Below are 24,316 nucleotides of genomic sequence, written 5' to 3'. Positions count from 1 at the left end.
CATGACTGGACTGACGCTGAAGGATATCCGCAAATCCTACGGTTCCGTGGACGTTCTCCACGGGATCGACCTCGATATCAAGCAAGGCGAGTTCATCGTCTTCGTCGGTCCGTCGGGCTGCGGCAAGTCCACGCTTCTGCGCATGATCGCCGGTCTCGAGGCGATCACCGGCGGCGAGATGTATATTGACGGCCATCTCGTCAATGACGTGCCGCCCTCCAAGCGCGGCATCGCCATGGTCTTCCAGTCCTATGCGCTCTATCCGCACATGACCGTCTTCGACAACATGGCCTTCGGCATGAAGATCGCCGGCGAAAACAAGCAGGAGATCGACCGCCGCGTGCGGGCCGCGGCCGAGAGCCTGCAACTGACCAAATATCTCGACCGCCTGCCGAAGGCGCTCTCCGGCGGCCAGCGCCAGCGCGTGGCGATCGGCCGCGCCATTTGCCGCGATCCGAAGGTCTTCCTGTTCGACGAGCCCCTGTCCAACCTCGATGCCGCGCTGCGCGTCGCCACCCGCATCGAGATCGCCCGCCTGAACGAACAGATGGCCGATACGACGATGATCTACGTGACCCACGACCAGGTCGAGGCGATGACGCTTGCCGACCGTATCGTCGTTCTCTCCGCCGGCAATATCGAGCAGGTCGGTGCACCGCTGGAACTCTATGAGCGCCCGGCCAACCTCTTCGTTGCGAAATTCATCGGCTCGCCGGCCATGAATATCATCCCGGCGACGGTCGCCGGCACCGGGAGCCAGACGACGGTGACGCTGACCGGCGGCATGTCGGTGACATTGGACGTGGCGACCGACGCGTCCGAGAAAGGCAAGCAGGCGAGCTTCGGCGTCCGCCCGGAGGATCTGAGGATTGCCGATGGCGCCGACTATCTTTTCGAGGGCGAGGTGTCGATCGTCGAAGCGCTCGGCGAAGTGACGCTGCTCTATATCGAGGGCCTGGTCCCGGGTGAGCCGATCGTCGTCAAGCTGCCCGGCATCTACGATGTCCACAAGGGTCAGAGGATGCGCTTTGCCGCCGACCGGCAGAAGCTGCACCTCTTTGACGCGACCGGTCATACCTACCGGAAATGAGACGCCCATTTTTGGGGTGATAATCGTAAGAATTGTGCGCGACAGGCCCAATTCTCACTTTCTGTTAAAGAACGGCTGCTACCTTTTCCCAGTCAATTTATGAGGGGGATAAGCAAGTGGCCGCTTCCAATCCGTCACAGCCAAAGTCTCATTTCCTGAGCAAGGAAGAATCCTTCATGTACGACCGCGAGGCGCGGTTCAAAATGGAGGATACGATGAATGCCGCGCGCATCGAATATACGGAAAAGGGCGTCATGCACGCGGCTTCGCGCCGCTGCGATATTGTCCGGATTTCGATGAGCAGCGCGACACTGGCGATCCTGACCCAGTTCAACCTGCCGAAGCAGTTCTATCTGGATATTCCGGATGCCCGCATCACCAAGGTCGGCTGCCTGCTGATGAAGGTCAACGCCAACAATACGGTCGAAGTCCGCTTCCTGCGCCTGCTGACGCAGAAGGAACTGAACAAGATCTTCGTTTACAGCACCCATCCGGCGCACCGCGACTACGTGCTCGATATCCGCGCCTGACGGATAGCCGGGACTGATACAGAAAACCCGCGAGTGCTTTGCGCGCCTCGCGGGTTTTTGTTTGCCGGGTCGTCAAGTTCGGCTTCGCTCTGACAGCGCTCGTCCTGTCCGACGATGTTGCTTTATCCCCTGAGCACTCAACTGACGACGGATTGCACATCAGGCGCAGCATGCACTCTTTCCCGTCGAAGGGCCGCAGCACGATTGAGCTTGCTGCTCGGCAAGCCAGCGGTCCCGCGGCTTGCAGCTGGCCGGCCGCGGCGACAGCTCGACGTGGATGCTGCCCGCGCCAAGCGTTGGCGACGCAGCGCAGTAGAGCCGCAATGGCTGCACGCCGTCGCTGACTTCGAAGGTTAGTTTTGCACTATCCTCGAGCTCTACGTGCTCCGTGACCTTGCGGATAATCCCATCGAATTTGCCGGCAGGCATATGGCTGCGATCTCCCTCTTCTATATCCCAGAGCTGGATAAAGATCTCCGTCCAGACTTCCGGATTGCCGCCGCAATCAAGCGCTGAGAACCGGCCCGCCTTCACCTCCGTGACGTGGTAGCCGGGTTTCACCGGGCGGCCGTCATAGTAGAAAATCAGCGATGAGTTCCTGGCCGCCTTGAGCGCGCCCATAAGGTCGCCGAGGCAGATATCGTCCTTCTGCATTTTGCGGTTGTCGATCGCGTTCATCTGCGTTAATCCTTGTTTCAATTATTCAAGGATTGTTGAAATATGGATCAACGTCAAGCCCTCGTCTCATTCGCGGCACTCTCGCAGGAAACCCGGCTTCGGATTGTCCGTATGCTGGTGATCGCCGGTCCGGAGGGCATGGCGGCTGGTTTGATCGCTGAAAAGGCGGAGGTCTCACCATCAAACGTCTCCTTCCACCTGAAGGAGCTGGAGCGCTCAGGATTGATCGACCAAAAGCGGGAATCCCGATCGATCATTTACACCGCAAACTACGAAACCCTCAGCGGTCTCGTCCGCTTCCTGATGGAAGACTGCTGTGGCGGCCGTCCTGAAATTTGCGCACCGGCTGCAGAAGTCGCCGCCTGCTGCGCTCCGGCGTCGGAAACCCACCTTCGACAGACCGGTGCCATGGAAGGCGCGACCGTAAAACCATCCGAGGCGAGCTGATGAACGGCTTCGATCTGCCGCGCCGGCTCGTCGCCGAGGGATTTGGCACTGCCATGCTGGTAGCAACGGTTGTCGGCTCCGGCATCATGGCCGCGTCGCTGACGCAGGACATCGGTCTGGCGCTGCTGGGGAATACGCTGGCGACCGGCGCAATCCTTGTGGTGCTCATTACCGTGCTCGGGCCGATCTCCGGCGCGCACTTCAATCCGGTGGTCTCAATGATCTTTGCGATCTCGCGCGAATTGCCGAGGCGTGATTTTGCCGGTTACGTCCTCGCACAGATCATCGGTGGCATAGTCGGCACCATCGCCGCGCATCTGATGTTCGAACTGCAATTGGTGGAACTATCCACAAAGGTTCGAACCGGAGGGGCGCAATGGTTCTCCGAAGCCGTGGCGACCTTCGGTCTGGTCGCCGTTATCCTTGCCGGCATCAAGTTCGAACAGAAAGCGGTGCCGTGGCTGGTAGGGCTCTACATTGCCGCGGCATACTGGTTCACGGCCTCGACCTCCTTTGCCAATCCCGCTGTCGCGCTGGCCCGCTCGCTGACGAATACCTTCTCCGGCATTCGCCCTGTCGATCTTTCCGGGTTTTGGATCGCCGAGATCGCCGGCGCGATTGCAGCGCTCCTGCTGTTCACCTGGCTCTTGCATCCAAATGCTTCCTCAACCGTATCGTCAGAGGCGAAACCATGAACGTCACGATTTACCACAATCCGGACTGCGGCACGTCGCGCAATACGCTGGCAATGATCCGAAATGCCGGCATCGAGCCGACCGTCATCGAATATCTCGCCTCGCCGCCGTCACGCGACGAACTTGCAAAAATGATCGCCGATGCCGGCCTGACGGTTCGCCAGGCGATCCGGGAAAAGGACACACCCTACGCGGAACTCGGCCTCGATGATCCGAACCTCACTGACGATCAGTTGCTCGAGGCCATGATGAAGGATCCGATCCTCATCAATCGCCCGTTCGTCATCACGCCGCTTGGGACCCGCCTGGCGCGGCCGTCGGAAGCGGTTCTCGACATCCTGCCGGACACCCACAAGGGGCCTTTCACCAAGGAGGACGGCGAGAAGGTGCTCGACGAGCACGGACAGCGCCTTGTCTGACGTACCGACAGCGCCGCACGTCTGAAAAGGCACGCGGCGCTGTAACGCTTTTGCCGCCGATTCAGCTGTGGAACAGCACGCTCGCGCCCTGATCCGAAGCGCCGACGGCGCGGCGGAAGGGTGCGAAGAGCTCGCGGCCCATGCCGAATTCATTGTCGGAGAGATCGACGGTCACCGGCTCGCGCTCGGCCATATCGGCCGCATCGACGAGCAGCTCGAGCGTGCCCTTGATCGCGTCCAGGCGAATGATATCGCCGTCGCGGATGCGGGCGATCGGGCCGCCGTCGACCGCTTCCGGGGTGACGTGGATCGCCGCCGGCACCTTGCCGGATGCGCCGGACATGCGCCCGTCGGTCAGGAGCGCCACGCGGAAACCGCGGTCCTGCAGCACGCCGAGCGGCGGCGTCAGCTTGTGCAGTTCCGGCATGCCGTTCGCCTTCGGGCCCTGGAAGCGCACGACCGCGATGAAATCGCGGTTGAGCTTGCCTTCCTTGAAGGCGTCCTGCAGTTCCTGCTGGCTATGGAAGACGATCGCCGGCGCCTCGATGATGTGGCGTTCCGGCTTGACCGCCGAGATCTTGATAACAGCCTTGCCGAGATTGCCGCGCAGCATCTTCAGCCCGCCATTTGCCTGGAAGGGTGTTTCGATGCTGGAGAGCACCTTGGGGTCGTGGCTCTTTTCCGGCGACGGCTCGCGCAGGACGCCGCCGTTTTCGCCAAGACGGGCATCGACCGTATAGGCTTCGAGGCCCTGGCCGAAGACGGTGCGCACGTCGTCATGCACCAGGCCGTGCTTCAACAGTTCCTTGATAAGGAAGCCCATGCCGCCGGCCGCCTGGAAATGGTTCACGTCGGCAAGCCCGTTCGGATAGACGCGGGCCAGCAGCGGGACGACTTCCGAAAGCTCGGCGATATCCTGCCAGGTAAGCTGGATGCCGGCTGCCCGCGCCATGGCGACGAGGTGCAGCGTGTGATTGGTCGAGCCGCCGGTCGCATGCAGGCCGACGACACCATTGACGACCGAGCGCTCGTCGATCATCTCGCCGGCCGGCGTGAACTCGTTGCCGAGCGCGGTGATCGCCAAGGCCCGCTTGGCGGCTTCGCGTGTCAGCGCTTCGCGCAGCGGCGTGCCGGGATTGATGAAGGAGGAGCCGGGCATGTGGAAGCCCATGATCTCCATTAGCATCTGGTTGGAGTTCGCGGTGCCGTAGAAGGTGCAGGTGCCGGGGCCGTGATAGGACTTCGATTCCGCTTCCAGCAGTTCGGCGCGGCCGACCTTGCCTTCGGCGAAAAGCTGGCGCACGCGCGACTTCTCGTCGTTCGGCAGACCTGTCGTCATCGGGCCGGCGGGAACGAAGATCGACGGCAGATGCCCGAAGGACAATGCCGCAATGACGAGGCCCGGCACGATCTTGTCGCAGACGCCGAGGAAGAGGGCGGCATCGAACATATTGTGCGACAGGCCGACGCCTGCCGACATGGCGATCAGATCGCGCGAGAACAGCGAAAGCTCCATGCCCGGCTGTCCCTGGGTGACGCCGTCGCACATGGCCGGAACGCCGCCGGCGACCTGCGCCACGCCGCCGGCCTGAGCGGCCGCTTCGCGGATGATCGCCGGATAGGTCTCAAACGGCTGGTGGGCCGAGAGCATGTCGTTATAGGCAGTGATGATGCCGAGATTGGGGATGCGGTCACCGGCGAGCGCATCCTTGTCGGCGGGGGAACAGACTGCGAAGCCGTGGGCAAGGTTGGCGCAGCCGAGCACCGAGCGCTGCACACCCTGGGAGGCTGCAGCGCGCAGGCGTTCGAGATAGCGCTCGCGGGTCGGCTTCGAGCGTTCGACAATGCGGTTCGTAATCGCAGCAATGCGTGCGTGAGCGGACATGGAAAATCCCTGCCTTGTTCTGGTTCGTCTCTATGTGTTCGCCGGCTCCGGCGGCCTGTCAGGCCGATCAGGGAGCCCAGTAGATCTCGACCGGGGAAGTGGCCCGGCGCAGAATGGCGCGGATCGGCATTTCCGCCTCTTCGCCCTTGCCTTCTGCCTTGGCGAGAACGTCTTTTTTACCTTCGCCCTCAATATGGAGAACCAGAAGTGCGGCATCCTGAAGACTGGAGAAGGTGAAGGTCAGGCGCGGCTCGCCGGCCCCTTCCGCTTCCATGGTGATGATGCCGCGCGGCGTCGATGCATCGAGCGCCTTGGCAAGATTGCTGCCGCCGGGAAAGAACGAGGCCGTGTGGCCGTCGCCGCCCATGCCGAGGATGACGACGTCGAAGGGAATGCCGATCTCGGCGCTCTTTTCCGTCGCCAGCCGGGCGGCCTCCTCGACGTTGGCCGCGGGCTGGTAAAGCGGCACGAAACGCGCCGACTTCGCCTTGTTCTGCAAGAGATTGGCATCGACCAGCAGATGGTTCGAGCGCGGATTGTCGGCCGGCACGAAACGCTCGTCGACGAGCGTGATCGTTACCTTGTCCCAGGCGAGGTCGCGTGTCGACAGCGCCTGGAAGAAGGCCTTCGGCGTCGAGCCGCCGGAAACGGCGATCGACGCCGTTCCGCGGGCTGCGATTGCCGCCGAAAGCCTATCGGCGACCTTGTCGGCGAGGTTGCCGGCAAGGTCTGCGGCGCTAGCGAAGGAATGCAGGGTCGATGCCATCGGTTTCGTCCTAGATATCGTCGTGCCAGGTGCGGCCGTCGCGCTCGATCAGCGCGATGGCCTGACTCGGGCCCCAGGTGCCGGCCGTATAGCCCTGCACCTGCTGGCCGGTCGTCTCCCAACCCTTGAGGATCGGATCCACCCATTTCCATGCGGCTTCGACTTCGTCACGGCGCATGAACAAGGTCTGGTTGGAGCGGACCACGTCCATCAGCAGGCGCTCGTAAGCGTCGGGATTGCGGACGTTGAAGGCCTGGGCGAAGCTCATGTCGAGTGAGACGTTGCGCAGGCGCATGCCCCCCGGGCCCGGATCCTTGATCATCAGCGACTGCTTGACGCCCTCGTCCGGCTGCAGCCGGATGATCAGCTGGTTGGCAACGATGCGCCCGGCGGCCTGGTCGAAGATCGCATGCGGGATCGGCTTGAAGGTGATGACGATCTCCGACATGCGGCCGGTCAGGCGCTTGCCGGTTCTGATGTAGAAGGGAACGCCGGCCCAGCGCCAGTTGTTGATCTCCGCCTTGATGGCGACGAAGGTCTCGGTGTTCGAGACGCCGCCTTCGAGCTCTTCGAGATAGCCTTTGACCGGGCCGCTGCCCGATGCGCCGGCGCGATACTGGCCGCGCACCGTCGCCTGCTCGACATTGGAGGCATTGAGCGGCTTCAGTGCGCGCAGCACCTTCAGCTTCTCGTCGCGGACGGCTTCCGAATCCATCGACGAGGGCACTTCCATCGCCGTCAGGCAGAGCAGCTGCAGAATGTGGTTCTGCACCATGTCGCGCAATGCGCCGGCTGTATCGTAGTAGCCGGCGCGACCTTCCAGGCCGACCGCTTCGGCCACGGTGATCTGCACGTGATCGATGTAGTTGGCGTTCCACAGCGGCTCATAGAGCGCGTTGGCAAAGCGCAGCGCCATCAGGTTCTGCACCGTTTCCTTGCCGAGATAGTGGTCGATGCGGAAGATCTGTTCTTCCTTGAAGGCGCGGCCGATCGTGTCGTTCAGCTGCAGCGCCGAGGCGAGGTCGCGGCCGATCGGCTTTTCGACGACGATGCGGGTCGATTTGGTGATCAGCTTGTGGTCGTGGATCTTCTGCGAAATATCGCCGAAGATGCCGGGCGCGACGGCGAGATAGAAGGCGCGCACGCGATCCTTGCCCTCGTCGAGCAGCTTCTTCAGCTGATCCCAGCCGGTATCGGTGCGGGCGTCGACCGAAACGTAGGAGAGGCGGGCACAGAACTTCTCCACCTCGGCTTCGTCATACTCACCCTTCTTCAGGTGCTCCTTCAGCGCGTCCTTGGCGAATTTGCGGTATTCCTCATGCGAAAGCGGGCTGCGCGAGGCGCCGATGATGCGGGTCGGTTCGGAGAACTGGCCCTCGATCTGGCGATGATAGAGCGCCGGCAGAAGCTTGCGTTCGGCAAGGTCGCCGCTGCCGCCGAAGACGACGTAATCAAAAGGCTCAACGGGAATGATCTGGCTGCTCATGAGCTTGTCTCTCAATCATGCTGGTTGGCGGCCCTTTTAATCTAATCGATTTAAAAAAGCCAGTGTGCAGTGCAATGAATCTGTCAGGCACCGGTTTTAGAGCGAATTTCACAAAGAGGAAATCCGCAAACGGACTAAAACTTGTCGCGAAGAGCAAACCACGACAAGGCAAGAAAAAGCAGCGGAGCCCGCATGCGCTGACCGCCGGGAAAGGCCGGAATATCGAGCGATTTGAACAGGTCGAGATCGCTGGATTTTCCAAGCACCGCTTCAGCGTAGAGCTTGCCACAGTAGTTTGACAGCATGACGCCATGGCCGGAATAACCGCCGATCGAGATGACGCCGGGCATGACCTCGCGCACGAAAGGCTGGCGCGGCATGGTGATGCCGACGCTGCCGCCCCAGGCATGGGTGATCTCGACATCTCTCAGCGCGGGGTAGATCTCGGCGATCTGCCGGCGGATGTGCTGCGAAATGTCCTTCGGATTATCCGACGTATAGGCCTCGCGTCCGCCAAACAGCAGGCGGCCGTCGCCGAATTTGCGGAAATAGCGCACGACGAAGCGCGAATCGGCGACGGCTTCGCCGCCGGGCAGCACTTGCGGATGGCGGTCGAGCGGGACGGTGGCGCCGATGAAGGAACGGATCGGCATGACATGACTTGCCGTCACCGGTTCGAGGCCGTCGATATGGCCGTCGCAGGCGATCAGCGCGCGGCTGGCGGTGATCGTTCCCCTTTGGGTTTCGACCGTCACCTTGCCGCCGTTTTGACGGATCGCTTTCGCCCTGGTCATCTCGAAGATATCGGCGCCGGCATTGGCGGCGACCCGTGCCAGCCCGATCAGCAGTTTCAGCGGATGGATATGGCCGGTGCCGACATCGCGCACGCCGCAGTAAAAACGCTTCGAACCCAGCCGCTCCTGCGTTTCCTTCTCGTCCATGAAGCTCAAATGCGGATAGCCATAACGCTCTGCGGCGATCTCGGTATTTTCCTGATAGTCGCGTCGGTAGCTCGCCTTGTGCGCGACGTTGAGCTGGCCAGGCGCATAATCCATCTCGATCTGGTGCTCGCGGGAAAAATCGATGAGATGGCGCTTGGCCGCCTCGGCAAGATCGAACAGCGCCTTCGAGCGTTCGTAGCCGATCTTTTCCTCGAGTTCTTCCGGCCACCACCGCTGGCCGGTGCCGAGCTGGCCGCCATTGCGCCCGGACGCCCCGTCGCCGACGCGGCAGGCCTCGATCAGCGCCACCGAAACGCCCGCCTTGGCCAGGTGATAGGCGGCCTGCAGGCCGGTATAGCCGCCGCCGATGATGGCGACGTCTGCTGTTCTCGACCCGTCGAGGGCGGCATAGGTCGGCCGCTCCCCCGCGGTTGCCTGATACCAGGATAGTCCCGGCGCGATCGGGCTCTGCCACATCTCCAGCGATGCCATGACGGTCCCTCACACGTTGAGCAGAAGGAATTCCCGCTCCCAGGGGCTGATCACCTGCATGAAGGTCTCGAATTCGCCGCGCTTGACGCCGGCATAAAGGCCGATGAACTGCGAGCCGAACATTTCCTCGAAGGCCGGCTCGTCCTCGAGCAGCGCCACGGCTTCCAGGAGGCCGCGCGGCAGGTCGATCGAGCCCTCATTGGCCGAATCTTCGGTCGGCGCCGTCGGCTCGATCTGCTTCATGATGCCGAGCAGGCCGGCGGCGAGCGAGGCGGCGAGCGCCAGATACGGATTGGCATCCGAACTCGGCAGCCGGTTTTCGACGCGCCGGGCCTGCGGATCGGAAACCGGAACGCGGAAGGCCGTCGTGCGGTTGTCGTAGCCCCAGGCATTGTTGACCGGGCAGGACATGTCGGGCTGCAGGCGCCTGTAGGAGTTCACATAGGGCGCCAGCATCGCCATCGCGCTCGGCACGAATTTCTGCATGCCGCCGATGAAATGGAAGAATTCCTTCGATGCCGATCCGTCCGCATTGGAGAAGACGTTCCTGCCCGTCTCGATATTGACCACCGACTGATGGATATGCATCGCCGAACCCGGCTGGCCTTGCATCGGCTTGGCCATAAAGGTCGCATAGATGTCGTGCTTCAGCGCCGCCTCGCGGATCGTGCGCTTGAACAGGAACACCTGGTCGGCAAGTTCGATCGGATTGCCGTGGCGCAGATTGATCTCGAGCTGCGCCGGTCCTTCCTCGTGGATCAGCGTATCGATCTCGAGGCCCTGCTTCTCCGAGAAATGGTAGATGTCGTCGATCAACTCGTCGAACTCGTTGATGCCGGCGATCGAATAGCCCTGGCCGCCGAGGATCGAGCGGCCGGACCGGCCCTTGGGCGGGTGCAGCGGATAGTCGGGATCGTCATTCTTGGCGACCAGATAGAATTCGATCTCCGGCGCCACGATCGGCTTCCAGCCGCGCTCGTGATAGAGGCTGAGGATCCGTTTCAGCACGTTGCGCGGCGTATAGGATACTTCGCCACCGTCCGAATCGACGATGTCGCAGATCACCTGCGCCGTCGGGTCGGTCTCCCAGGGCACGACGGACAGCGTCGAAAGATCGGGCATCAGTTTCAGGTCGCTGTCGCGCGGCTCGTAGCGGAAGCTCTCCGTCTCGTCAGGATATTCACCCGAAATCGTGTGCCGGTAGATCGCCGACGGCAGCGCCAGGGACGTGTTCGAGGTGAATTTCGAGCTCGGCATCATCTTGCCGCGCGGCACGCCGGCAAGGTCCGGCGTGATGCATTCGATGTCTTCGATGCCCCTGTCCCTCAGCCACCGCGCTGCTTCCTTCCAGTTCGCAACGCCGCGCAGGGATCCGGGGTCCGGGGGTGTCTGCTTCGAGGCGGGTACGTTTCTGGCAGGCTTCAGCGTCGTCTTTTTTGGGGACATGACACACCGGTTTGGTTGATCGTGGCGCCATCATAACCGGACTTTGCCAATTGGCGAGGGGTTGAGAACGTTGACTTTCGCCCTTTGATGGAAAAAGAAGGCGCGACTTTCATTGGGGAAACGGGTTTGCAGCGCAAAAGCGACGTCATCGTCATCGGCGCCGGGGCGGCGGGCATGATGGCGGCTATCCGGGCCGGAAAACGCGGCCGCTCGGTCGTGATCCTCGACCATGCAAGGGCGCCCGGTGAGAAGATCCGCATATCGGGCGGCGGCCGCTGCAATTTCACCAATATCCATGCCGGGCCGAAGAACTTCCTCTCCGCCAATCCGCATTTCTGCAAGTCCGCACTCGCCCGTTTCACGCCCGCCGATTTCATCGCCATGGTCGACCGCCACGGCATCGCCTGGCATGAAAAGACGCTCGGCCAGCTTTTCTGCGACGACAGCGCCAAGGACATCATCCGCATGCTGCTGGAGGAGATGCGCGCAGCCGGCGCAACGCTGCATCTCGGCACCGAGATATCAGGCGTCGAAAGGATCGGCGAGGGCTACCGCGTCTCCGCAGGTGAGGACGTCTATGACGCATCGTCGCTGATCGTCGCCACCGGCGGCAAGTCGATCCCGAAGATGGGCGCCACCGGCTTTGCCTATCGCCTCGCCGAGCAGTTCGGCCTTCCCGTGCTCGAAACACGCCCCGGCCTCGTGCCGCTGACACTCGATCCCGGCCTGCTTGAGGCCGTCGCCCCGCTCGCCGGCATTTCCGCCCCGGCCGAAATCCGCCATGGCAAGACGGCTTTCCGCGAAGCGCTGCTCTTTACCCATCGGGGCTTGAGCGGCCCCGCCATCCTGCAGATCTCCTCTTTCTGGCGCGAAGGCGACGAGATCGTCGTGGCGATCGAACCGGATATCGACATCGCGGCGCATCTGAAGACGGCAAAACAGCGCAATGGCCGTCAGTCGCCGCAGACCGCTCTTGGCGACATCCTGCCGAAGCGCCTGGCGCAATTTCTCGCGGAACGCGAAAAAATCTCCGGCAACATGGCCGACCTGCCTGACAAGGCGTTGCTGCGCCTTGCCGCCAGCGCCCAGAATTTTGCGCTCAAACCATCCGGCTCGGAAGGCTACCGCACCGCCGAAGTGACGCTCGGCGGTATCGATACGGCAGCGCTCGATTCCCGCAGCATGGAGGCAAAGGCCGTGCCCGGGCTTTATTTCATCGGCGAATGCGTCGATGTCACCGGCTGGCTCGGCGGCTATAATTTCCAATGGGCCTGGGCATCCGGTTTTGCTGCCGGCGAATACGCCTGAAGCTCCCTGTTTTTTCCTGTCGCCCGGAACGCTTCGCGCTGGAAATACAGATTCAAGACTTCTTAATAGAGGTGCGCCATCCTGTCTCAATTGGCGGTTTGCAACATCGTTCCTAGATAATGCTTTACCGGCAAGCTGTTTTGTTGGATTGTTGTATCAGACAGAAGTGAGGTTTCGAGCATGACCGGAAACACACGACGCGCCCGCGCCATCGCAATTGCCGAGGCAAAGCCGAACGCCCGGATGGTCGCCCTGCGTTATCTGATGCTCGCCGCCGGCGCCACCGCCGCCAGCCTCGCGCTGCTGCTGTCGCACCTCATCTGATCTCGTCCGCCGGCCTTGAAAGAACATTGCGGCATGTCGATTGTCGCGCTGCGGTGTTGCGGCCGGCAATTTGCAACTATTTCACTGCCTTGGCTTAACCTGCCATGACCGCTTATCCGAAAATTAATACCTAATCTGACACAATTGCCCGCGATTATTTGGGCATCTCCAAGTTGTTTGGACATGAACTGGCAATGACTGCCGCCCGGCTTCCGGGTTCCCCAATGTAAATTTAAAAACAGCTCGATGTGTACCCGGCTGGCGCCAGATGGCCGCCTGCGGGAGGAGTGGTGTATGAAAGGCCCGGAACGCCATGTTGATTGACAAGATTCTTTCCCGCTTCAGGATCAAGACGAAAGTTCTGATCTTCGTTCTGCCTTTCGTCGTCTCCATTTCGGCGGTGGGCCTGACGGGCCTTTACGCTTCGGGACTTCTGCAGGGCCGCATGGAAATATCCAACAGCGTGCTGCAGTCGCTGAGCGGCTTCAAGGATCTCTACGGTTCGATGGACGATTTCCTGCGCATCACCAGCCAGCAGGCGCGCGACAAGCTGACTGCGGAACTGAAGACCCAGCAGGGCGTGCTCGACCAGACGCTGAACCAGGTCGGCGAAGAGGCCGCCGGCCGCGACAGCCTTGCCGAGGCGTCGCGCCGCACCAAGGATATATCGGGCGTCGTCGACAAGCTGTGGGCGCTGCATGAACAGGAGCAGGCCCTGCATGAACAGATCGACGCGGCGCAGAAGAGCCTGATCAGCACCCGCTTCACGGTCTCCTACCAGGCCGAGGAATTGCAGACCGCGCTGCAGAACGACGAGGGCGCCGCCACCATCACGCTGCGCACGGCCGACCGCCTGCTGAAGGGCGGCGATTTCCTCGGCACCGTCGCCAGCGGCTACAGCAAGCCGCAGACGCCGCAGGACAAGATCGCCTACATCAACGAACAGATGCCGGCGATCATCAAAGCTCAGCGGCAGATCGCCATTTCGGTTCCGACCAATCAGAAGAACGTCATCGACGCGCTGACCGCAACCATCGACAGCATCAAGGCGATCACCCAGCTGCCCACTCCGAGCGATGAGGACATCGCCGAACTCGGCCGTCTGGTCTCGCGCTTCCGCCAGACCTCGACCTATACGCAGCTGACGGCAACGCAGAAGATGCGCGAGGCGACACAGCGCTTCGCCGAGCTCGAAGGCCGCATCGCCCAGACCAATTCCGTGCTTCAGGATACGCGCCGCCTCGAAAATTCCGTCTATGCGCTGCAGATCGTGCTTTCCGATTTCCTCGCCAACTCCAGCCAGGATAACCTCGTGCGCCTGCAGCAGCAGGCCGGCACGCTCGGCAAGGACATGCAGGTGCTGATCACCAGCGCCAAGGGCATGGGCTTTGCCGAAGGCATCTCCGGCGCGATCCAGCCGGCACTTGACGCCATCTCCGGCGGCGGCTCGAAGATCGTCGATACGATCGGCGAGCGCGTTACGGCCTATGCTGCGGCCCGCCAGGAACTCGACGGCATCTGGAAGAAGCTGACCGATTTCGCCGAGCTGCAGAAGCAGACGGCCGGCACTGAGCGCACCCAGGCAAACAGCATCTCGGTCATGACCACCGGTCTCGGCATCCTCCTGTCGATCCTTGGCGGCATCGCCCTGGTCCTGACGCTGCAGCGCCCGATCAGCCAGATCACCGGCGCCATGCGCCGCATCGCCGAAGGAGCGCTGGATACCAGCATCTCTGGCGAGCAGCGCTATGATGAAATCGGCGACATGGCCCGCGCGCTCGGCATCTTCAAGGAAAACGCCATCTCGAAGATCCGCATCGAGGAACAGAGCGACGAGGAACGCGCCGCCGCCGAACACGAGCGCCAGCGCAACGACGCTGAAAAGCGCGAGATGGATCGCCAGATCGAATTTGCGGTCAACGAGCTCGCCGCCGGCCTCGAACGCATGTCGCAGGGCGATATTTCGACGACGATCGAAACGCCCTTCATCGGCCGCCTCGAGCAGCTGCGCCAGGATTTCAACGGCTCGATGATGCGTCTGCAGGCGACGATGAGCCAGATCCGCGACAATGTCGAACTGATCCAGGGCAACGGCAACCAGATGGCCCAGTCGGCCGAGGATCTGTCGAAGCGCACCGAACAGCAGGCCGCCTCGCTCGAAGAGACCGCCGCCGCCGTCGATGAGATCACCGTCACGGTCCGCTCGTCGGCCGAACGCGCCAAGGACGCCGACCAGATCGTCCGCCAGGCCAAGCGCAGCGCCGATGATTCCGCCGTCGTCGTCAGCAATGCGATCGACGCGATGGGCCGTATCGAGGATGCCTCGCGCCAGATCGAGCAGATCATCGGCGTCATCGACGAGATCGCCTTCCAGACCAACTTGCTGGCCCTCAATGCCGGCATCGAGGCGGCGCGTGCCGGTGAAGCCGGCAAGGGTTTCGCGGTGGTGGCGATGGAAGTGCGCGAACTGGCCCAGCGTTCCGCAGCCGCGGCGCAGGAGATCAAGGGCCTGATCAACAAGTCGACCAACGAGGTCAGCTCCGGCTCGCAATTCGTCCAGGAGACCGGCACGGTGCTCGCCAAGATCAGCGCCCAGATCGTCACGATCAGCCAGCATGTCGAGATGATCGCCCGCGCCAGCCACGACCAGTCCAATGCGCTGCAGAGCGTCAATGCCACCGTCAACCAGATGGACCAGATGACGCAGCAGAACGCCGCCATGGTGGAAGAAACGACCGCCGCCAGCCGCGAACTGGCCGACGAGGCCGATTCTCTGCGCAGGCTCATCCAGCAGTTCAAGATCGACGGCGAGATGGCAGTGGCACCGGTTTACCGCGCCGCCTGATCGTCGCCTGATCTGTCTTCATTCGAACGGCCCCGGCTTTTACCGGGGCCGTTTCTGTGTTTCAGTGTCGCGCAACTTGCGGCCCTGATTTACGGAAAATTTTCCTTAACGCTTTTCGCTTAATTTAGCCTTGGTTTTCCGCCGGGGGTTTTGATGCTGCGCCTTTTCTCTACGTCGATCGTTCGCCAGATCGTTGCGATCACGCTGTTTCTGCTGGCGATCAGCACGGCCGCCATCGTCGGTGTGACCTATTACAATCTGAGCCGCTATGTCATGGACGGCGCGGTTGCCGACGCCCGGGAAGCCACCCGCGCCATGGCCGTCCTCTACGGTGCGGCCGATCAGGCGGCAAAGATCGAGCTGAAGGACAATCAGATCTCCGCCGTCACCGAAGACGCCGTTCCCACGCTTGCCGATCATTCGCTGGTCGACCGCACGGCGCAGTCGATCGCCGGTGTCGCCACCATCTTCCAGAAGCAGGGCAGCGACTACGTTCGCATCTCCACAAACGTCAAGAAGGAAAACGGCGACCGTGCCGTCGGCACCAAGCTCGTCGCCGAGCATCCTGCCCAGCCGGTTCTTGCCAGGGGCGAAGCCTATTATGGCCCGGCGGATCTCTTCGGCCGCAAATTCATGACCGGCTATTTCCCGATCAAGAATGCGTCGAACGCCAATGTCGGCATTCTCTTCATCGGCATTCCGATGGAGCTCTATTACCAAAGGCTGAATGAGCTGCAGATGCTGGTTCTCGGCGTCGGCCTCATTGTCATGCTCATCGTCGGTGTTCTCGCCTTCTATGCAATCCGCCTGTCGGTGAAGCCGCTGCAGGCGCTGACCGCGAGCGTTCATTCGATTTCCGCTGGCGATCTCGATGGCGCAATTCCCTGCGTCGACAAGAACAACGAGTTCGGCGATATCGGCCGGGCCTTGGCATTGTTCCGCGACAGCGCCCGGGCGCGGCGCGACCTGGAAACGCAGGCAGCCGAACAGCGCGCCTTGAGCGATGCCGAACGCGCCCGCAACGATGCCGACAAGCGCTCGCTCGACAGCCAGATCGACTTTGCCGTCAACCAGCTTGCCGCCGGCCTCGGACGCCTGTCGCAGGGCGATGTCTCGGAAACGATCGGCACGCCTTTTGTCGGCCGGCTGGAGCAGCTGCGCGTCGATTTCAACGCTTCTCTGCTGCGGCTCCAGGATACGCTCTCCGGCATCCGCGACAGCGCCTCGACCATCCAGCGCAACAGCGGCGCCGTCTCGGTTTCGACAGGCGAGCTTTCCAAGCGCACCGAGGCGCAGGCGGCAAGCCTCGAAGAGACCGCCGCGGCGGTGGAGGAGATCACCGTCACGGTTCGCTCGTCGGCCGAGCGCGCCCGTGAAGCCAACAATGTCGTTGCCGCCACCAAGAAGACCGCCGACAATTCCGGCGCCGTCGTCGGCGATGCCGTCGCCGCCATGGAGCGCATCGAGCAGGCCTCGCAGCAGATCGAGCAGATTATCGAGGTGATCGACGATATCGCCTTCCAGACCAATCTTCTGGCGCTGAACGCCGGCATCGAGGCGGCCCGCGCCGGCGAGGCCGGCAAGGGTTTTGCCGTCGTCGCCCAGGAGGTCCGCGAACTCGCCCAGCGTTCCGCCGATGCGGCGCGCCAGATCAAGTCGCTGATCGAAACCTCCAGCCGGGAAGTGACGGTAGGCTCCGAGCTGGTTCAGAAGACCGGCAGCGTCCTTGCTTCGATCAGCCAGGAGATCATCGCGATCAGCGGTCATGTCGAGACCATCGCCACCGCCAGCCGCGACCAGTCGGCAGCACTTCAGGAGGTCAACGGTTCGGTGAACGCCATGGACCAGATGACCCAGAAGAACGCCTCGATGGTGGCCGAGACGACGCAGGCAAGCCGCCTGCTTGCCGGCGAAGCCGATACGCTGATGGCGCTGATCGAGCGCTTCCGCATCATCGCAGAGCCCGCCGCCGCTCACCGCGGCGCAAGGAAAGTCGCCTGAGGCACGCGGCTAGAGCATTTCCGCTTTTCTTCAAATCGCGAAAATGCTCTATCTCTTTGTTTTTACGCAATTCCTGACGCAAAACCGCTTCACACTTTTGCTGGAATTGCTCTAGAGCCGCCGCAGGATCGTGCCGCGGCTTTACGGCCCAGTTCCTTCGACGCAACGCGCTTCAAGATGAACTCGAGCGAGGTCAGCCAAGTGGCGAAGCGGATGACGCTATCGTCTCCGAACTCGGCATAGAACCGATCCTCCTCCGCCTTGCCTCCGCCGGGCTTGCGATCGTGCCGAAATCCCTGGATGCCTCCGATGATGAGCATGTCGATCATGGCAATGTCCTTTCCTGGTGAAGACACTCCATGATTTAGGCTTCGAATTTCTCTTCATAAACAGAGAAAATCCCGCTATGTTTTTCATTGATGAAAAACGCGAATTGGGATTCCTACCAGCTTTTCCTGCAGGTCGCCCGCCTCGGCGGCCTGACGGGAGCAAGCATGGCAAGCGGGCTCAGCCCTGCAACCGTCGGCCGGCGCATGCTCGATCTCGAACAGGAGATCGGACGCGCCTTGTTTTCGCGCAGCCAGACCGGCTACCGCCTGACCCGGGATGGCCAGGCGCTGCTCGACCACCTTCAGGAGATGGAGGCCGCCGCCCGCAAGGTCGACGCCTGGCGGCAATCGGGCGAGGGTGGCACGACCGTCCGGATCGCCGCCGGCACCTGAGTCGCCTGGCTGCTGACGGAGAATTTCGCGGCCATCCGCATGCCGGGCGATGCTTTCGCCATTTCGCTGACCATCGGCGAGGCGCGCGCGAGCCTTGCCTATCGCGAGAGCGATATCGGCATTCGCGCCTTCGAGCCGGAGGAGGCCAATCTTGCCGCACGCCGGCTCGGCGAGGTGGCCTATGCCTGTTATATCAGACGCAACGCCGCCGAGACCGACGAACGCTGGATTGCGGTCGCCGAGGAGGAGGCGATCTCGGCCTATCTGCGCTGGCCGCACGCCCATGCCGCAACGGATATCGTCGCCACCGTCAACCGGCCGCGGTCGCTGCCGGATCTGGTGCGCGCCGGCGCCGGCAAGGCGGTGCTTCCCTGTTTCGTCGGCGATCTCGATCCGCAATTGCAGCGGCTTGGCGGCGAGCTGCCGGAATTGCGCCATGCGCAATGGATCGTCATGAATGCCGAGGACCGCCATCGCCCGGAGATCCGCACGGTCGCCGACCGTATGACCAGGCTGATCAGAAGCTATGCCGATCTCTTCGCCGGAAAACGGCCGAGCCGCGGCTGAAATTGACGATGAAACGCCCGCGCATCTCTTGGGATGTGCGGGCGTTTCTCCTCAATGCCGGTTGGTGACGACGACGGGGATCAGCAGGTCGCCCCAGTTGCCGTCTCCGCCGTGATGGCGGGCCGAGCGCACCAGTTCGACCGAGACGCCGGCCTCGACGGCTTTCATGACCGATTGGTTCAGCCGGTGCAGGTCGTTGGCGAGCATGCGGATCGTCGTCTGCTGATCCTCGCTCATGCTGGTCGCCTGCTCCTCGGCCCGTTCCCTGACGCGTGAAATGGATGCCATGGTCTTCTCCTCCTCTTCAGGTTATTCCGCAGCCGGTTTGAACTGCGCATGTTCGGTCGAGCCGTGCATTGCCGTGGTCGAAGACCGGCCGCCGGTGATGGCGAGCGACACGGCGTCGAAATAGCCGGTGCCGACTTCGCGCTGATGTTTGGTGGCGGTATAGCCGTTGGCCTCGGCGTCGAATTCCGCCTGCTGCAGTTCGGAATAGGCCGACATCTGCCGCTGCCGGTAGCCGCGCGCCAGTTCGTACATGCCGTAATTCAGCTGGTGGAAGCCGGCGAGCGTGATGAACTGGAACTTGTAGCCCATCGCCCCGAGCTCGCGCTGGAACTTTGCAATCGTCGCCTCGTCGAGGTTTTTCCTCCAGTTGAAGGACGGTGAGCAATTATAGGCAAGCAGTTTGCCGGGATGGACCTTGTGCACGCCTTCGGCAAAACGCCGTGCCTGCTCGAGATCCGGCTTCGAGGTCTCGCACCAGATGAGGTCGCAATGCGGCGCATAGGCGACGGCCCGGGCGATGCAGGGCTCGATGCCGTTCCTGACCTGGTAGAAGCCTTCGACCGTGCGCCCGGCATCATAATCGACGAAGGGCTGATCGCGCTCGTCGATATCGGAGGTCAGCAGTTTCGCCGCTTCCGCATCGGTGCGGGCAATGACGAGCGTCGCGACCCCCATGACGTCGGCGGCAAGCCGGGCGGCGTTGAGATTGCGGATATGGGCGGCCGTCGGGATCAGCACCTTGCCGCCGAGATGGCCGCATTTCTTCTCCGAGGCGAGTTGATCCTCGAAATGGACGCCGGCCGCACCCGCCTCGATATAGGCCTTCATGATCTCGAAGGCGTTGAGCGGTCCGCCGAAGCCGGCTTCCGCATCGGCGACGATCGGTGCGAACCAGGTGTCGACCGAAAGGCCCTGGCCCTCCGAAGTCTCGATCTGATCGGCGCGCTGCAGCGTGCGGTTGATGCGCTTGGCAAGCTCCGGCCCGGCATTGGCGGGATAGAGCGACTGATCGGGATACATCGCCGATGCCGTATTGGCGTCGGCCGCCACCTGCCAGCCGGAGAGATAGATCGCCTTCAGCCCGGCGCGCACCATCTGCATGGCCTGGTTGCCGGAAAGCGCGCCGAGCGCATTGACGAAATCCTCCTGGCGCAGCAGCCGCCACAGCCGGTCCGCCCCCATTTCGGCCAGCGTATGGGTGAGCGCCACCGAGCCCCTGAGCCGCTGCACGTCATCGGCCGAATAGGGCCGCTCGATGCCGTCGAAGCGGCCCGCCGGTGCATTTGGAACGAGCTTGTAAAAATCGGTCATGCTGATCTCCTCACGAAAAACCGTTGTCTGGGGTGTTGATGACAAGATTGACAATATTATCCGCAAAGGCCAGGAAAACCTTTGATTTCTGGGCTGGAAAGAGGTTAAGATGACGAGGATTGACAGGCCGGCTCTGTGAATTTGTAAAATTTTGTAAATACTGGCGCCGCGTGCTTGTCAAAGGGTGTGACATGACGGAACGGAAAATATTCGCGGGCCCGAAAGTCAGGCGCATCCGCAATGCGCTGATGCTGACGCAGACCGCCATGGCCGAGGCGCTGGAAATATCGCCGTCTTATCTGAACTTGATCGAGCGCAACCAGCGGCCGCTGACGGTGCAACTGCTTTTGAAGCTTGCCAGCGTCTATCGGGTCGATCTGGAGGAGTTGCGCGGGCACACCGGCGGCAGTCTCGGCCAGCTTAAGGAAGTCTTTGCCGATCCGCTTCTCTCCGGCGAACTGCCCGGCGACCAGGAACTGGTGGAGGTGGCCGAGGCTGCCCCCAATGCCGCAAGCGGGATGATCAAGCTCTACCGCGCCTATCGCGAGCAGGCGGCAAGGCTGTCCGACCTGACGGCGCTGATGGCGGCCGAGGGCCATGCGCCGGTTGCCGCCGGCCGGTTGCCGCTCGACGAGGTGCGTGAGACGCTGGAGCGCAGATCTGCCTATTTCGGACGGATCGAGACGGCGGCGGAAGCCTTTGCCGCGACCTTGCCCGGCGGCGTCGATCTTGCGGCCGGCCTGAAGGATTGGCTGCGCGCCGAGCGCGGCATCGCGGTGCGTGTCCTGCCGGTCCACGTCATGCCGGATCTGCGCCGCCGCTTCGACCGGCATTCGATGCGGCTTTTCATCTCGGAGCGCCTGTCGCAGGCCGACCGTGCGCACGAGATGGCGGTCGAGGCAGCGACCCTTGCCTTGGCTCCGGCAATCGATGCCGAGCTCGACGATCTCCAGCTCTCCTCCGCCGAGGCCCGCCGCATCGCCCGCTTCGAGCTTGCCCGCATCGCCGCCCTGGCGCTCGCCATGCCCTACGAAGCCTTTCTGTCGGCGGCCAAGGCGACGCGTTACGATATCGATATTCTGCGGGCGCGCTTCGGCGTCTCCTTCGGCCATGCCGCCGCCCGCCTTGCCATGCTGCAGCGGCCGGGCGCGGCCGCCATTCCCTTCTTCTTGATCGAGATCGATGCGGCCGGCCACCGGCTGCGCAGGGCGGGCGCCCAGGGCTTTCCGCAGGCCCGCTTCGGCGGCGGCTGTCCGAAGCTCAATATCCATGCCGCCTTCCTGCAGCCGGGTCAGATTCTTGCCGAAACGGTCGTCATGCCGGATGGCGCATCCTTCCTGACGGTCGCCCGCACACTGGAGGGGCCGAGCGTCGAATTCGGCGAAAGGCTGAGGCGCACTGCGATCCTGATCGGCTGCGACGCCGCCCTTGGCGACAGCCTGGTTTACGGCCAGGCGACGGCGCTCGATGCGGTCGAGATCGGCCCGTCCTGTCGGCTGTGCGAGCGGCGCGGCTGCCTTTCCCGCGCCGAGCCGCCGGTAACGCGGCCGCTCGGGCTCGACGAGATGGTGGCCGGGCTCAGCGCCTTCGACTTTCAGTGACTGTGAAATCCCGGTGACTGGGAAATCATTGAGCGTGCAGGATTTTGCGCTTGTGGGCTGTGAAATTCCTTCTTAGTCTGCGAGCAAAACCAGAGGGAAAAGATCTCCGGGGGTGCGGAATCTTTGAACAAACAGGAGAAGTCATGAGGTCAATCATCCCAAGCGTGACGGCTGCGGCCGTTGCTGCACTCCTTGCCGCTGCTCCGGCCTTTGCCCAGGAGCGCGTGGTTAACGTCTACAACTGGTCGGATTATATCGACGACAGCATCCTTACCGACTTCACCAAGGAAACCGGCATCAAGGTCGTCTACGACACCTTCGATTCCAACGAGACCGTGGAAACCAAGCTGCTGGCCGGCGGCACGGGTTATGACGTCGTTGTTCCCACAGCCGACTTCCTGCAGCGCCAGATCCAGGCCGGCGTCTTTCAGAAGCTCGACAAGTCGAAACTGCCGAACCTTTCCAACATGTGGGATGTGATCCAGCAGCGCACCGCCGAATATGACCCGAACAACGAACACGCGGTCGATTACATGTGGGGTACCGACGGCATTGGCTACAATGTCAAGAAGGTCGCCGAAATCCTCGGTCCCGATGCCAAGCCCGGGCTCGAAGTGATCTTCGATCCGAAGGTCGCCGCAAAGTTCAAGGATTGCGGCATCTACGTCCTCGACACGCCGAAGGACGTCATCACCACGGCGTTTCGTTATCTCGGCCTCGACCCGAACTCCACCAAGGCCGAGGATTTCAAGAAGGCCGAAGAGCTGCTGACGGCCGTCCGCCCGAATATCCGCAAATTCCACTCGTCCGAATATATCAACGCGCTTGCCAATGGCGACATCTGCATCGCCTTCGGCTATTCCGGCGACATGCTGCAGGCGCGTGACCGTGCGGCCGAAGCCAAGAACGGCGTCGAGGTCAATTATTCGGTGCCCCCGCAAGGCGCCCAGATGTGGTTCGACATGATGGCGATCCCCGCCGATGCGCCCCACGTCGCCGAAGCCCACGAATTCCTGAACTACATGATGCGGCCCGAGGTCATCGCCAAGGCGAGCGACCACACCTTCTATGCCAACGGCAACAAGGCTTCGCAGCAATTCGTCAGCAAGGACATTCTGGAAGATCCGGCGGTCTATCCGACCGAAGCGGTGATGAAGAACCTCTTCACGGTCAAGCCGTGGGATCCGAAAACGCAGCGCCTGGGGACGCGTCTCTGGACGAAGATCGTCACCGGCCAGTAATTCAAGCTTGGGCCCGGACGGAAACGTCCGGGCCTTTCAATTACCGGCCTGGGTGGAGGCCGGGAAAACCTTTATTCGGGGAATAATATGAAGTCTCTCGGCAATATCCGCCGCGCTTTTGCGCCTTGGACCGATCCCTCTGCAAAACCCTTCATTGCTTTCAAGAATGTCACCAAGCGCTTCGGCGATTTTACCGCCGTCGACGATCTGTCGCTGAATATTTATCACCGCGAGTTCTTCGCGCTGCTCGGCGCTTCGGGTTGCGGCAAGTCCACGCTCCTGCGCATGCTTGCCGGCTTCGAGCAGCCGACCTCGGGCGAGATCGTTCTCGACGGCACCGACATGGCCGGCACGCCGCCCTACAAGCGGCCGGTCAATATGATGTTCCAGTCCTATGCGCTTTTCCCGCACATGACGGTGGAGAAGAATATCGCCTTCGGCCTGAAGCAGGACGGTATGGCCAAGGACGAGATGACTGAGCGCGTCGCCCAGATGCTGAAGCTCGTCAAGCTCGAGCAATTCGCCTCCCGCAAGCCGAACCAGCTTTCCGGCGGCCAGCGCCAGCGCGTGGCGCTGGCCCGCTCGCTCGCCAAACGCCCGAAGGTGCTGCTGCTCGACGAACCGCTCGGCGCGCTCGATAAGAAGCTGCGCGAAGAAACCCAGTTCGAATTGATGGATCTGCAGCAGAGCCTCGGCCTCACCTTCGTCGTCGTCACCCACGACCAGGAAGAGGCGATGACCATGGCCGACCGTATCGCGGTCATGAGCCACGGCAAGGTCGTGCAGGTGGCCACACCGGCGGAGATCTACGAGGCGCCGAATTCCCGCTTCGTTGCGGATTTCATCGGCGACGTCAACATTTTCGACGGCAAGGTCGCCGCATCGGGCAACGGCGCCGTCGAGATATCGGTCGACAGCGGCTTCAGCTTGCGCGTCGCCTCTTCCGAGACGCCGTCGGCCGGCAGCGCCGTCGGTTTCGCCATCCGGCCGGAAAAGATGCGGGTCGGGCGCCAGGCGCCCGCCAATGCTTCGGTCAACGCCGCCCGGGGCGAACTCTGGGACATCGCCTATCTCGGCGACATGACCGTCTTCCATGTGAAATTGCAGAGTGGCAAGGTCGTCAAGGCCTCCTCCCTCAATGCGCAGCGCTCCGTCGACGACCCCTTCACCTACGACCAGGAAGTCTGGATCTCGTTCGACGAAAACGCCGGCGTTCTGCTGAAGGATTGACAT

General features: G+C 62.3%; 21 protein-coding genes and 1 pseudogene. 13 read left to right on the top strand and 9 right to left on the bottom strand.

Annotation, left to right across the window (positions count from 1 at the left end; translation table 11 throughout):
- The first annotated feature begins 1 nt into the window (after nucleotide 1).
- Together GGD57_RS07125 and GGD57_RS07120 are read left to right on the top strand one after the other, a co-directional pair.
- The gene (locus GGD57_RS07125) at nucleotides 2-1,090 is read left to right on the top strand and encodes an ABC transporter ATP-binding protein (protein WP_184468245.1); all 1,089 of its coding nucleotides are present in this window, start codon (nucleotides 2-4) and stop codon (nucleotides 1,088-1,090) included.
- A 176-nt stretch (nucleotides 1,091-1,266) separates the two neighbouring features.
- Nucleotides 1,267-1,620 carry a hypothetical protein gene (locus tag GGD57_RS07120; RefSeq protein WP_008523602.1) on the top strand — a complete coding sequence of 118 codons (354 nt, stop codon included), beginning with the start codon at nucleotides 1,267-1,269 and terminating at the stop codon, nucleotides 1,618-1,620.
- Between the two features lie 159 nt (nucleotides 1,621-1,779).
- Here GGD57_RS07120 and GGD57_RS07115 read toward each other — a convergent pair whose 3' ends face one another.
- Nucleotides 1,780-2,298, bottom strand: coding sequence for a DUF6428 family protein (locus GGD57_RS07115; protein WP_184468244.1), 519 nt, complete (start codon nucleotides 2,296-2,298; stop codon nucleotides 1,780-1,782).
- 42 nt (nucleotides 2,299-2,340) lie between these two features.
- Between GGD57_RS07115 and GGD57_RS07110 the strand changes: the two genes are divergently transcribed.
- The 3 genes from GGD57_RS07110 to arsC are packed head-to-tail and all read left to right on the top strand — an operon-like array spanning nucleotide 2,341 to nucleotide 3,859.
- Nucleotides 2,341-2,745, top strand: coding sequence for an ArsR/SmtB family transcription factor (locus tag GGD57_RS07110; RefSeq protein WP_184468242.1), 405 nt, complete (start codon nucleotides 2,341-2,343; stop codon nucleotides 2,743-2,745).
- Entirely contained in the window at nucleotides 2,745-3,440 is a 696-nt protein-coding gene (locus tag GGD57_RS07105) for an MIP/aquaporin family protein (RefSeq protein WP_184468240.1), read from the top strand. Before GGD57_RS07110 ends, GGD57_RS07105 begins: the two co-directional genes overlap by 1 nt.
- Nucleotides 3,437-3,859 (top strand): arsenate reductase (glutaredoxin), encoded by a 423-nt coding sequence (arsC, locus tag GGD57_RS07100; RefSeq protein ID WP_184468238.1) that lies wholly within the window; start codon nucleotides 3,437-3,439, stop codon nucleotides 3,857-3,859. Before GGD57_RS07105 ends, arsC begins: the two co-directional genes overlap by 4 nt.
- A gap of 61 nt (nucleotides 3,860-3,920) precedes the next feature.
- Here arsC and edd read toward each other — a convergent pair whose 3' ends face one another.
- From edd to GGD57_RS07075, 5 genes are all read right to left on the bottom strand, one after another.
- A complete protein-coding gene (edd, locus tag GGD57_RS07095; RefSeq protein ID WP_184468235.1) occupies nucleotides 3,921-5,744 on the bottom strand; it encodes a phosphogluconate dehydratase in 1,824 nt (607 codons plus the stop codon).
- Between the two features lie 67 nt (nucleotides 5,745-5,811).
- Nucleotides 5,812-6,510: a 6-phosphogluconolactonase gene (gene pgl / locus GGD57_RS07090; RefSeq protein WP_184468233.1), complete on the bottom strand. Its 699-nt coding sequence runs from the start codon at nucleotides 6,508-6,510 to the stop codon at nucleotides 5,812-5,814.
- A gap of 10 nt (nucleotides 6,511-6,520) precedes the next feature.
- Nucleotides 6,521-7,996, bottom strand: a complete 1,476-nt coding sequence (gene zwf / locus GGD57_RS07085) for a glucose-6-phosphate dehydrogenase (protein WP_184468231.1) — start codon at nucleotides 7,994-7,996, stop codon at nucleotides 6,521-6,523.
- Nucleotides 7,997-8,130: 134 nt separating this feature from the next.
- Nucleotides 8,131-9,429 (bottom strand): NAD(P)/FAD-dependent oxidoreductase, encoded by a 1,299-nt coding sequence (locus tag GGD57_RS07080; RefSeq protein WP_184468229.1) that lies wholly within the window; start codon nucleotides 9,427-9,429, stop codon nucleotides 8,131-8,133.
- 9 nt (nucleotides 9,430-9,438) lie between these two features.
- A complete protein-coding gene (locus tag GGD57_RS07075) occupies nucleotides 9,439-10,875 on the bottom strand; it encodes a glutamine synthetase family protein (RefSeq protein ID WP_184468227.1) in 1,437 nt (478 codons plus the stop codon).
- An 87-nt stretch (nucleotides 10,876-10,962) separates the two neighbouring features.
- Between GGD57_RS07075 and GGD57_RS07070 the strand changes: the two genes are divergently transcribed.
- The 4 genes from GGD57_RS07070 to GGD57_RS07055 all read left to right on the top strand — a co-directional run bounded on the left by GGD57_RS07070 (nucleotide 10,963) and on the right by GGD57_RS07055 (nucleotide 17,353).
- Nucleotides 10,963-12,183: an NAD(P)/FAD-dependent oxidoreductase gene (locus tag GGD57_RS07070; RefSeq protein ID WP_184468225.1), complete on the top strand. Its 1,221-nt coding sequence runs from the start codon at nucleotides 10,963-10,965 to the stop codon at nucleotides 12,181-12,183.
- Between the two features lie 180 nt (nucleotides 12,184-12,363).
- Nucleotides 12,364-12,507 (top strand): hypothetical protein, encoded by a 144-nt coding sequence (locus GGD57_RS07065; protein ID WP_010067509.1) that lies wholly within the window; start codon nucleotides 12,364-12,366, stop codon nucleotides 12,505-12,507.
- 313 nt (nucleotides 12,508-12,820) lie between these two features.
- Nucleotides 12,821-15,352: a methyl-accepting chemotaxis protein gene (locus GGD57_RS07060; RefSeq protein WP_184468223.1), complete on the top strand. Its 2,532-nt coding sequence runs from the start codon at nucleotides 12,821-12,823 to the stop codon at nucleotides 15,350-15,352.
- 153 nt (nucleotides 15,353-15,505) lie between these two features.
- Nucleotides 15,506-17,353: a methyl-accepting chemotaxis protein gene (locus GGD57_RS07055; RefSeq protein ID WP_184468221.1), complete on the top strand. Its 1,848-nt coding sequence runs from the start codon at nucleotides 15,506-15,508 to the stop codon at nucleotides 17,351-17,353.
- 89 nt (nucleotides 17,354-17,442) lie between these two features.
- Here GGD57_RS07055 and GGD57_RS07050 read toward each other — a convergent pair whose 3' ends face one another.
- On the bottom strand, nucleotides 17,443-17,682 hold the full coding sequence (locus tag GGD57_RS07050; protein ID WP_184468219.1) for a hypothetical protein: 240 nt from the start codon (nucleotides 17,680-17,682) through the stop codon (nucleotides 17,443-17,445).
- A gap of 90 nt (nucleotides 17,683-17,772) precedes the next feature.
- Between GGD57_RS07050 and GGD57_RS07045 the strand changes: the two are divergent.
- Nucleotides 17,773-18,642 (top strand): annotated as a pseudogene (locus GGD57_RS07045) (LysR family transcriptional regulator).
- A gap of 51 nt (nucleotides 18,643-18,693) precedes the next feature.
- Here the strand turns inward: GGD57_RS07045 and GGD57_RS07040 are convergent.
- Both GGD57_RS07040 and aceA read right to left on the bottom strand, forming a co-directional pair.
- Entirely contained in the window at nucleotides 18,694-18,930 is a 237-nt protein-coding gene (locus GGD57_RS07040; RefSeq protein ID WP_003570242.1) for an SMc00767 family acetate metabolism repressor, read from the bottom strand.
- 21 nt (nucleotides 18,931-18,951) lie between these two features.
- A complete protein-coding gene (gene aceA / locus GGD57_RS07035) occupies nucleotides 18,952-20,241 on the bottom strand; it encodes an isocitrate lyase (protein ID WP_184468217.1) in 1,290 nt (429 codons plus the stop codon).
- Nucleotides 20,242-20,432: 191 nt separating this feature from the next.
- Here aceA and GGD57_RS07030 point away from each other — a divergent pair, with 191 nt between their 5' ends.
- The 3 genes from GGD57_RS07030 (at nucleotide 20,433) to GGD57_RS07020 (ending at nucleotide 24,313) form a co-directional block, all read left to right on the top strand.
- Entirely contained in the window at nucleotides 20,433-21,842 is a 1,410-nt protein-coding gene (locus GGD57_RS07030; RefSeq protein ID WP_184468215.1) for a helix-turn-helix domain-containing protein, read from the top strand.
- Between the two features lie 143 nt (nucleotides 21,843-21,985).
- The gene (locus GGD57_RS07025; RefSeq protein ID WP_184468212.1) at nucleotides 21,986-23,083 is read left to right on the top strand and encodes a polyamine ABC transporter substrate-binding protein; all 1,098 of its coding nucleotides are present in this window, start codon (nucleotides 21,986-21,988) and stop codon (nucleotides 23,081-23,083) included.
- A gap of 87 nt (nucleotides 23,084-23,170) precedes the next feature.
- The gene (locus tag GGD57_RS07020) at nucleotides 23,171-24,313 is read left to right on the top strand and encodes an ABC transporter ATP-binding protein (RefSeq protein ID WP_184468210.1); all 1,143 of its coding nucleotides are present in this window, start codon (nucleotides 23,171-23,173) and stop codon (nucleotides 24,311-24,313) included.
- Nucleotides 24,314-24,316: the final 3 nt, after the last annotated feature.

This window comes from Rhizobium esperanzae, from assembly GCF_014197615.1.
GTDB lineage: Bacteria > Pseudomonadota > Alphaproteobacteria > Rhizobiales > Rhizobiaceae > Rhizobium > Rhizobium esperanzae_A.
The sequence above is the reverse complement of the archived record's forward strand: the minus strand, read 5'-3'. Positions and strand labels throughout refer to the sequence as shown.

Bases quoted from the DNA above. Each gene is read 5' to 3' on its own strand.
- GGD57_RS07125 (WP_184468245.1), top strand. From the start codon at position 2: ATGACTGGACTGACGCTGAAGGATATCCGCAAATCCTACGGTTCCGTG.
- GGD57_RS07120 (WP_008523602.1), top strand. From the start codon at position 1,267: ATGTACGACCGCGAGGCGCGGTTCAAAATGGAGGATACGATGAATGCC.
- GGD57_RS07115 (WP_184468244.1), bottom strand. From the start codon at position 2,298: ATGAACGCGATCGACAACCGCAAAATGCAGAAGGACGATATCTGCCTC.
- GGD57_RS07110 (WP_184468242.1), top strand. From the start codon at position 2,341: ATGGATCAACGTCAAGCCCTCGTCTCATTCGCGGCACTCTCGCAGGAA.
- GGD57_RS07105 (WP_184468240.1), top strand. From the start codon at position 2,745: ATGAACGGCTTCGATCTGCCGCGCCGGCTCGTCGCCGAGGGATTTGGC.
- arsC (WP_184468238.1), top strand. From the start codon at position 3,437: ATGAACGTCACGATTTACCACAATCCGGACTGCGGCACGTCGCGCAAT.
- edd (WP_184468235.1), bottom strand. From the start codon at position 5,744: ATGTCCGCTCACGCACGCATTGCTGCGATTACGAACCGCATTGTCGAA.
- pgl (WP_184468233.1), bottom strand. From the start codon at position 6,510: ATGGCATCGACCCTGCATTCCTTCGCTAGCGCCGCAGACCTTGCCGGC.
- zwf (WP_184468231.1), bottom strand. From the start codon at position 7,996: ATGAGCAGCCAGATCATTCCCGTTGAGCCTTTTGATTACGTCGTCTTC.
- GGD57_RS07080 (WP_184468229.1), bottom strand. From the start codon at position 9,429: ATGGCATCGCTGGAGATGTGGCAGAGCCCGATCGCGCCGGGACTATCC.
- GGD57_RS07075 (WP_184468227.1), bottom strand. From the start codon at position 10,875: ATGTCCCCAAAAAAGACGACGCTGAAGCCTGCCAGAAACGTACCCGCC.
- GGD57_RS07070 (WP_184468225.1), top strand. From the start codon at position 10,963: ATGGAAAAAGAAGGCGCGACTTTCATTGGGGAAACGGGTTTGCAGCGC.
- GGD57_RS07065 (WP_010067509.1), top strand. From the start codon at position 12,364: ATGACCGGAAACACACGACGCGCCCGCGCCATCGCAATTGCCGAGGCA.
- GGD57_RS07060 (WP_184468223.1), top strand. From the start codon at position 12,821: ATGTTGATTGACAAGATTCTTTCCCGCTTCAGGATCAAGACGAAAGTT.
- GGD57_RS07055 (WP_184468221.1), top strand. From the start codon at position 15,506: ATGCTGCGCCTTTTCTCTACGTCGATCGTTCGCCAGATCGTTGCGATC.
- GGD57_RS07050 (WP_184468219.1), bottom strand. From the start codon at position 17,682: ATGATCGACATGCTCATCATCGGAGGCATCCAGGGATTTCGGCACGAT.
- GGD57_RS07040 (WP_003570242.1), bottom strand. From the start codon at position 18,930: ATGGCATCCATTTCACGCGTCAGGGAACGGGCCGAGGAGCAGGCGACC.
- aceA (WP_184468217.1), bottom strand. From the start codon at position 20,241: ATGACCGATTTTTACAAGCTCGTTCCAAATGCACCGGCGGGCCGCTTC.
- GGD57_RS07030 (WP_184468215.1), top strand. From the start codon at position 20,433: ATGACGGAACGGAAAATATTCGCGGGCCCGAAAGTCAGGCGCATCCGC.
- GGD57_RS07025 (WP_184468212.1), top strand. From the start codon at position 21,986: ATGAGGTCAATCATCCCAAGCGTGACGGCTGCGGCCGTTGCTGCACTC.
- GGD57_RS07020 (WP_184468210.1), top strand. From the start codon at position 23,171: ATGAAGTCTCTCGGCAATATCCGCCGCGCTTTTGCGCCTTGGACCGAT.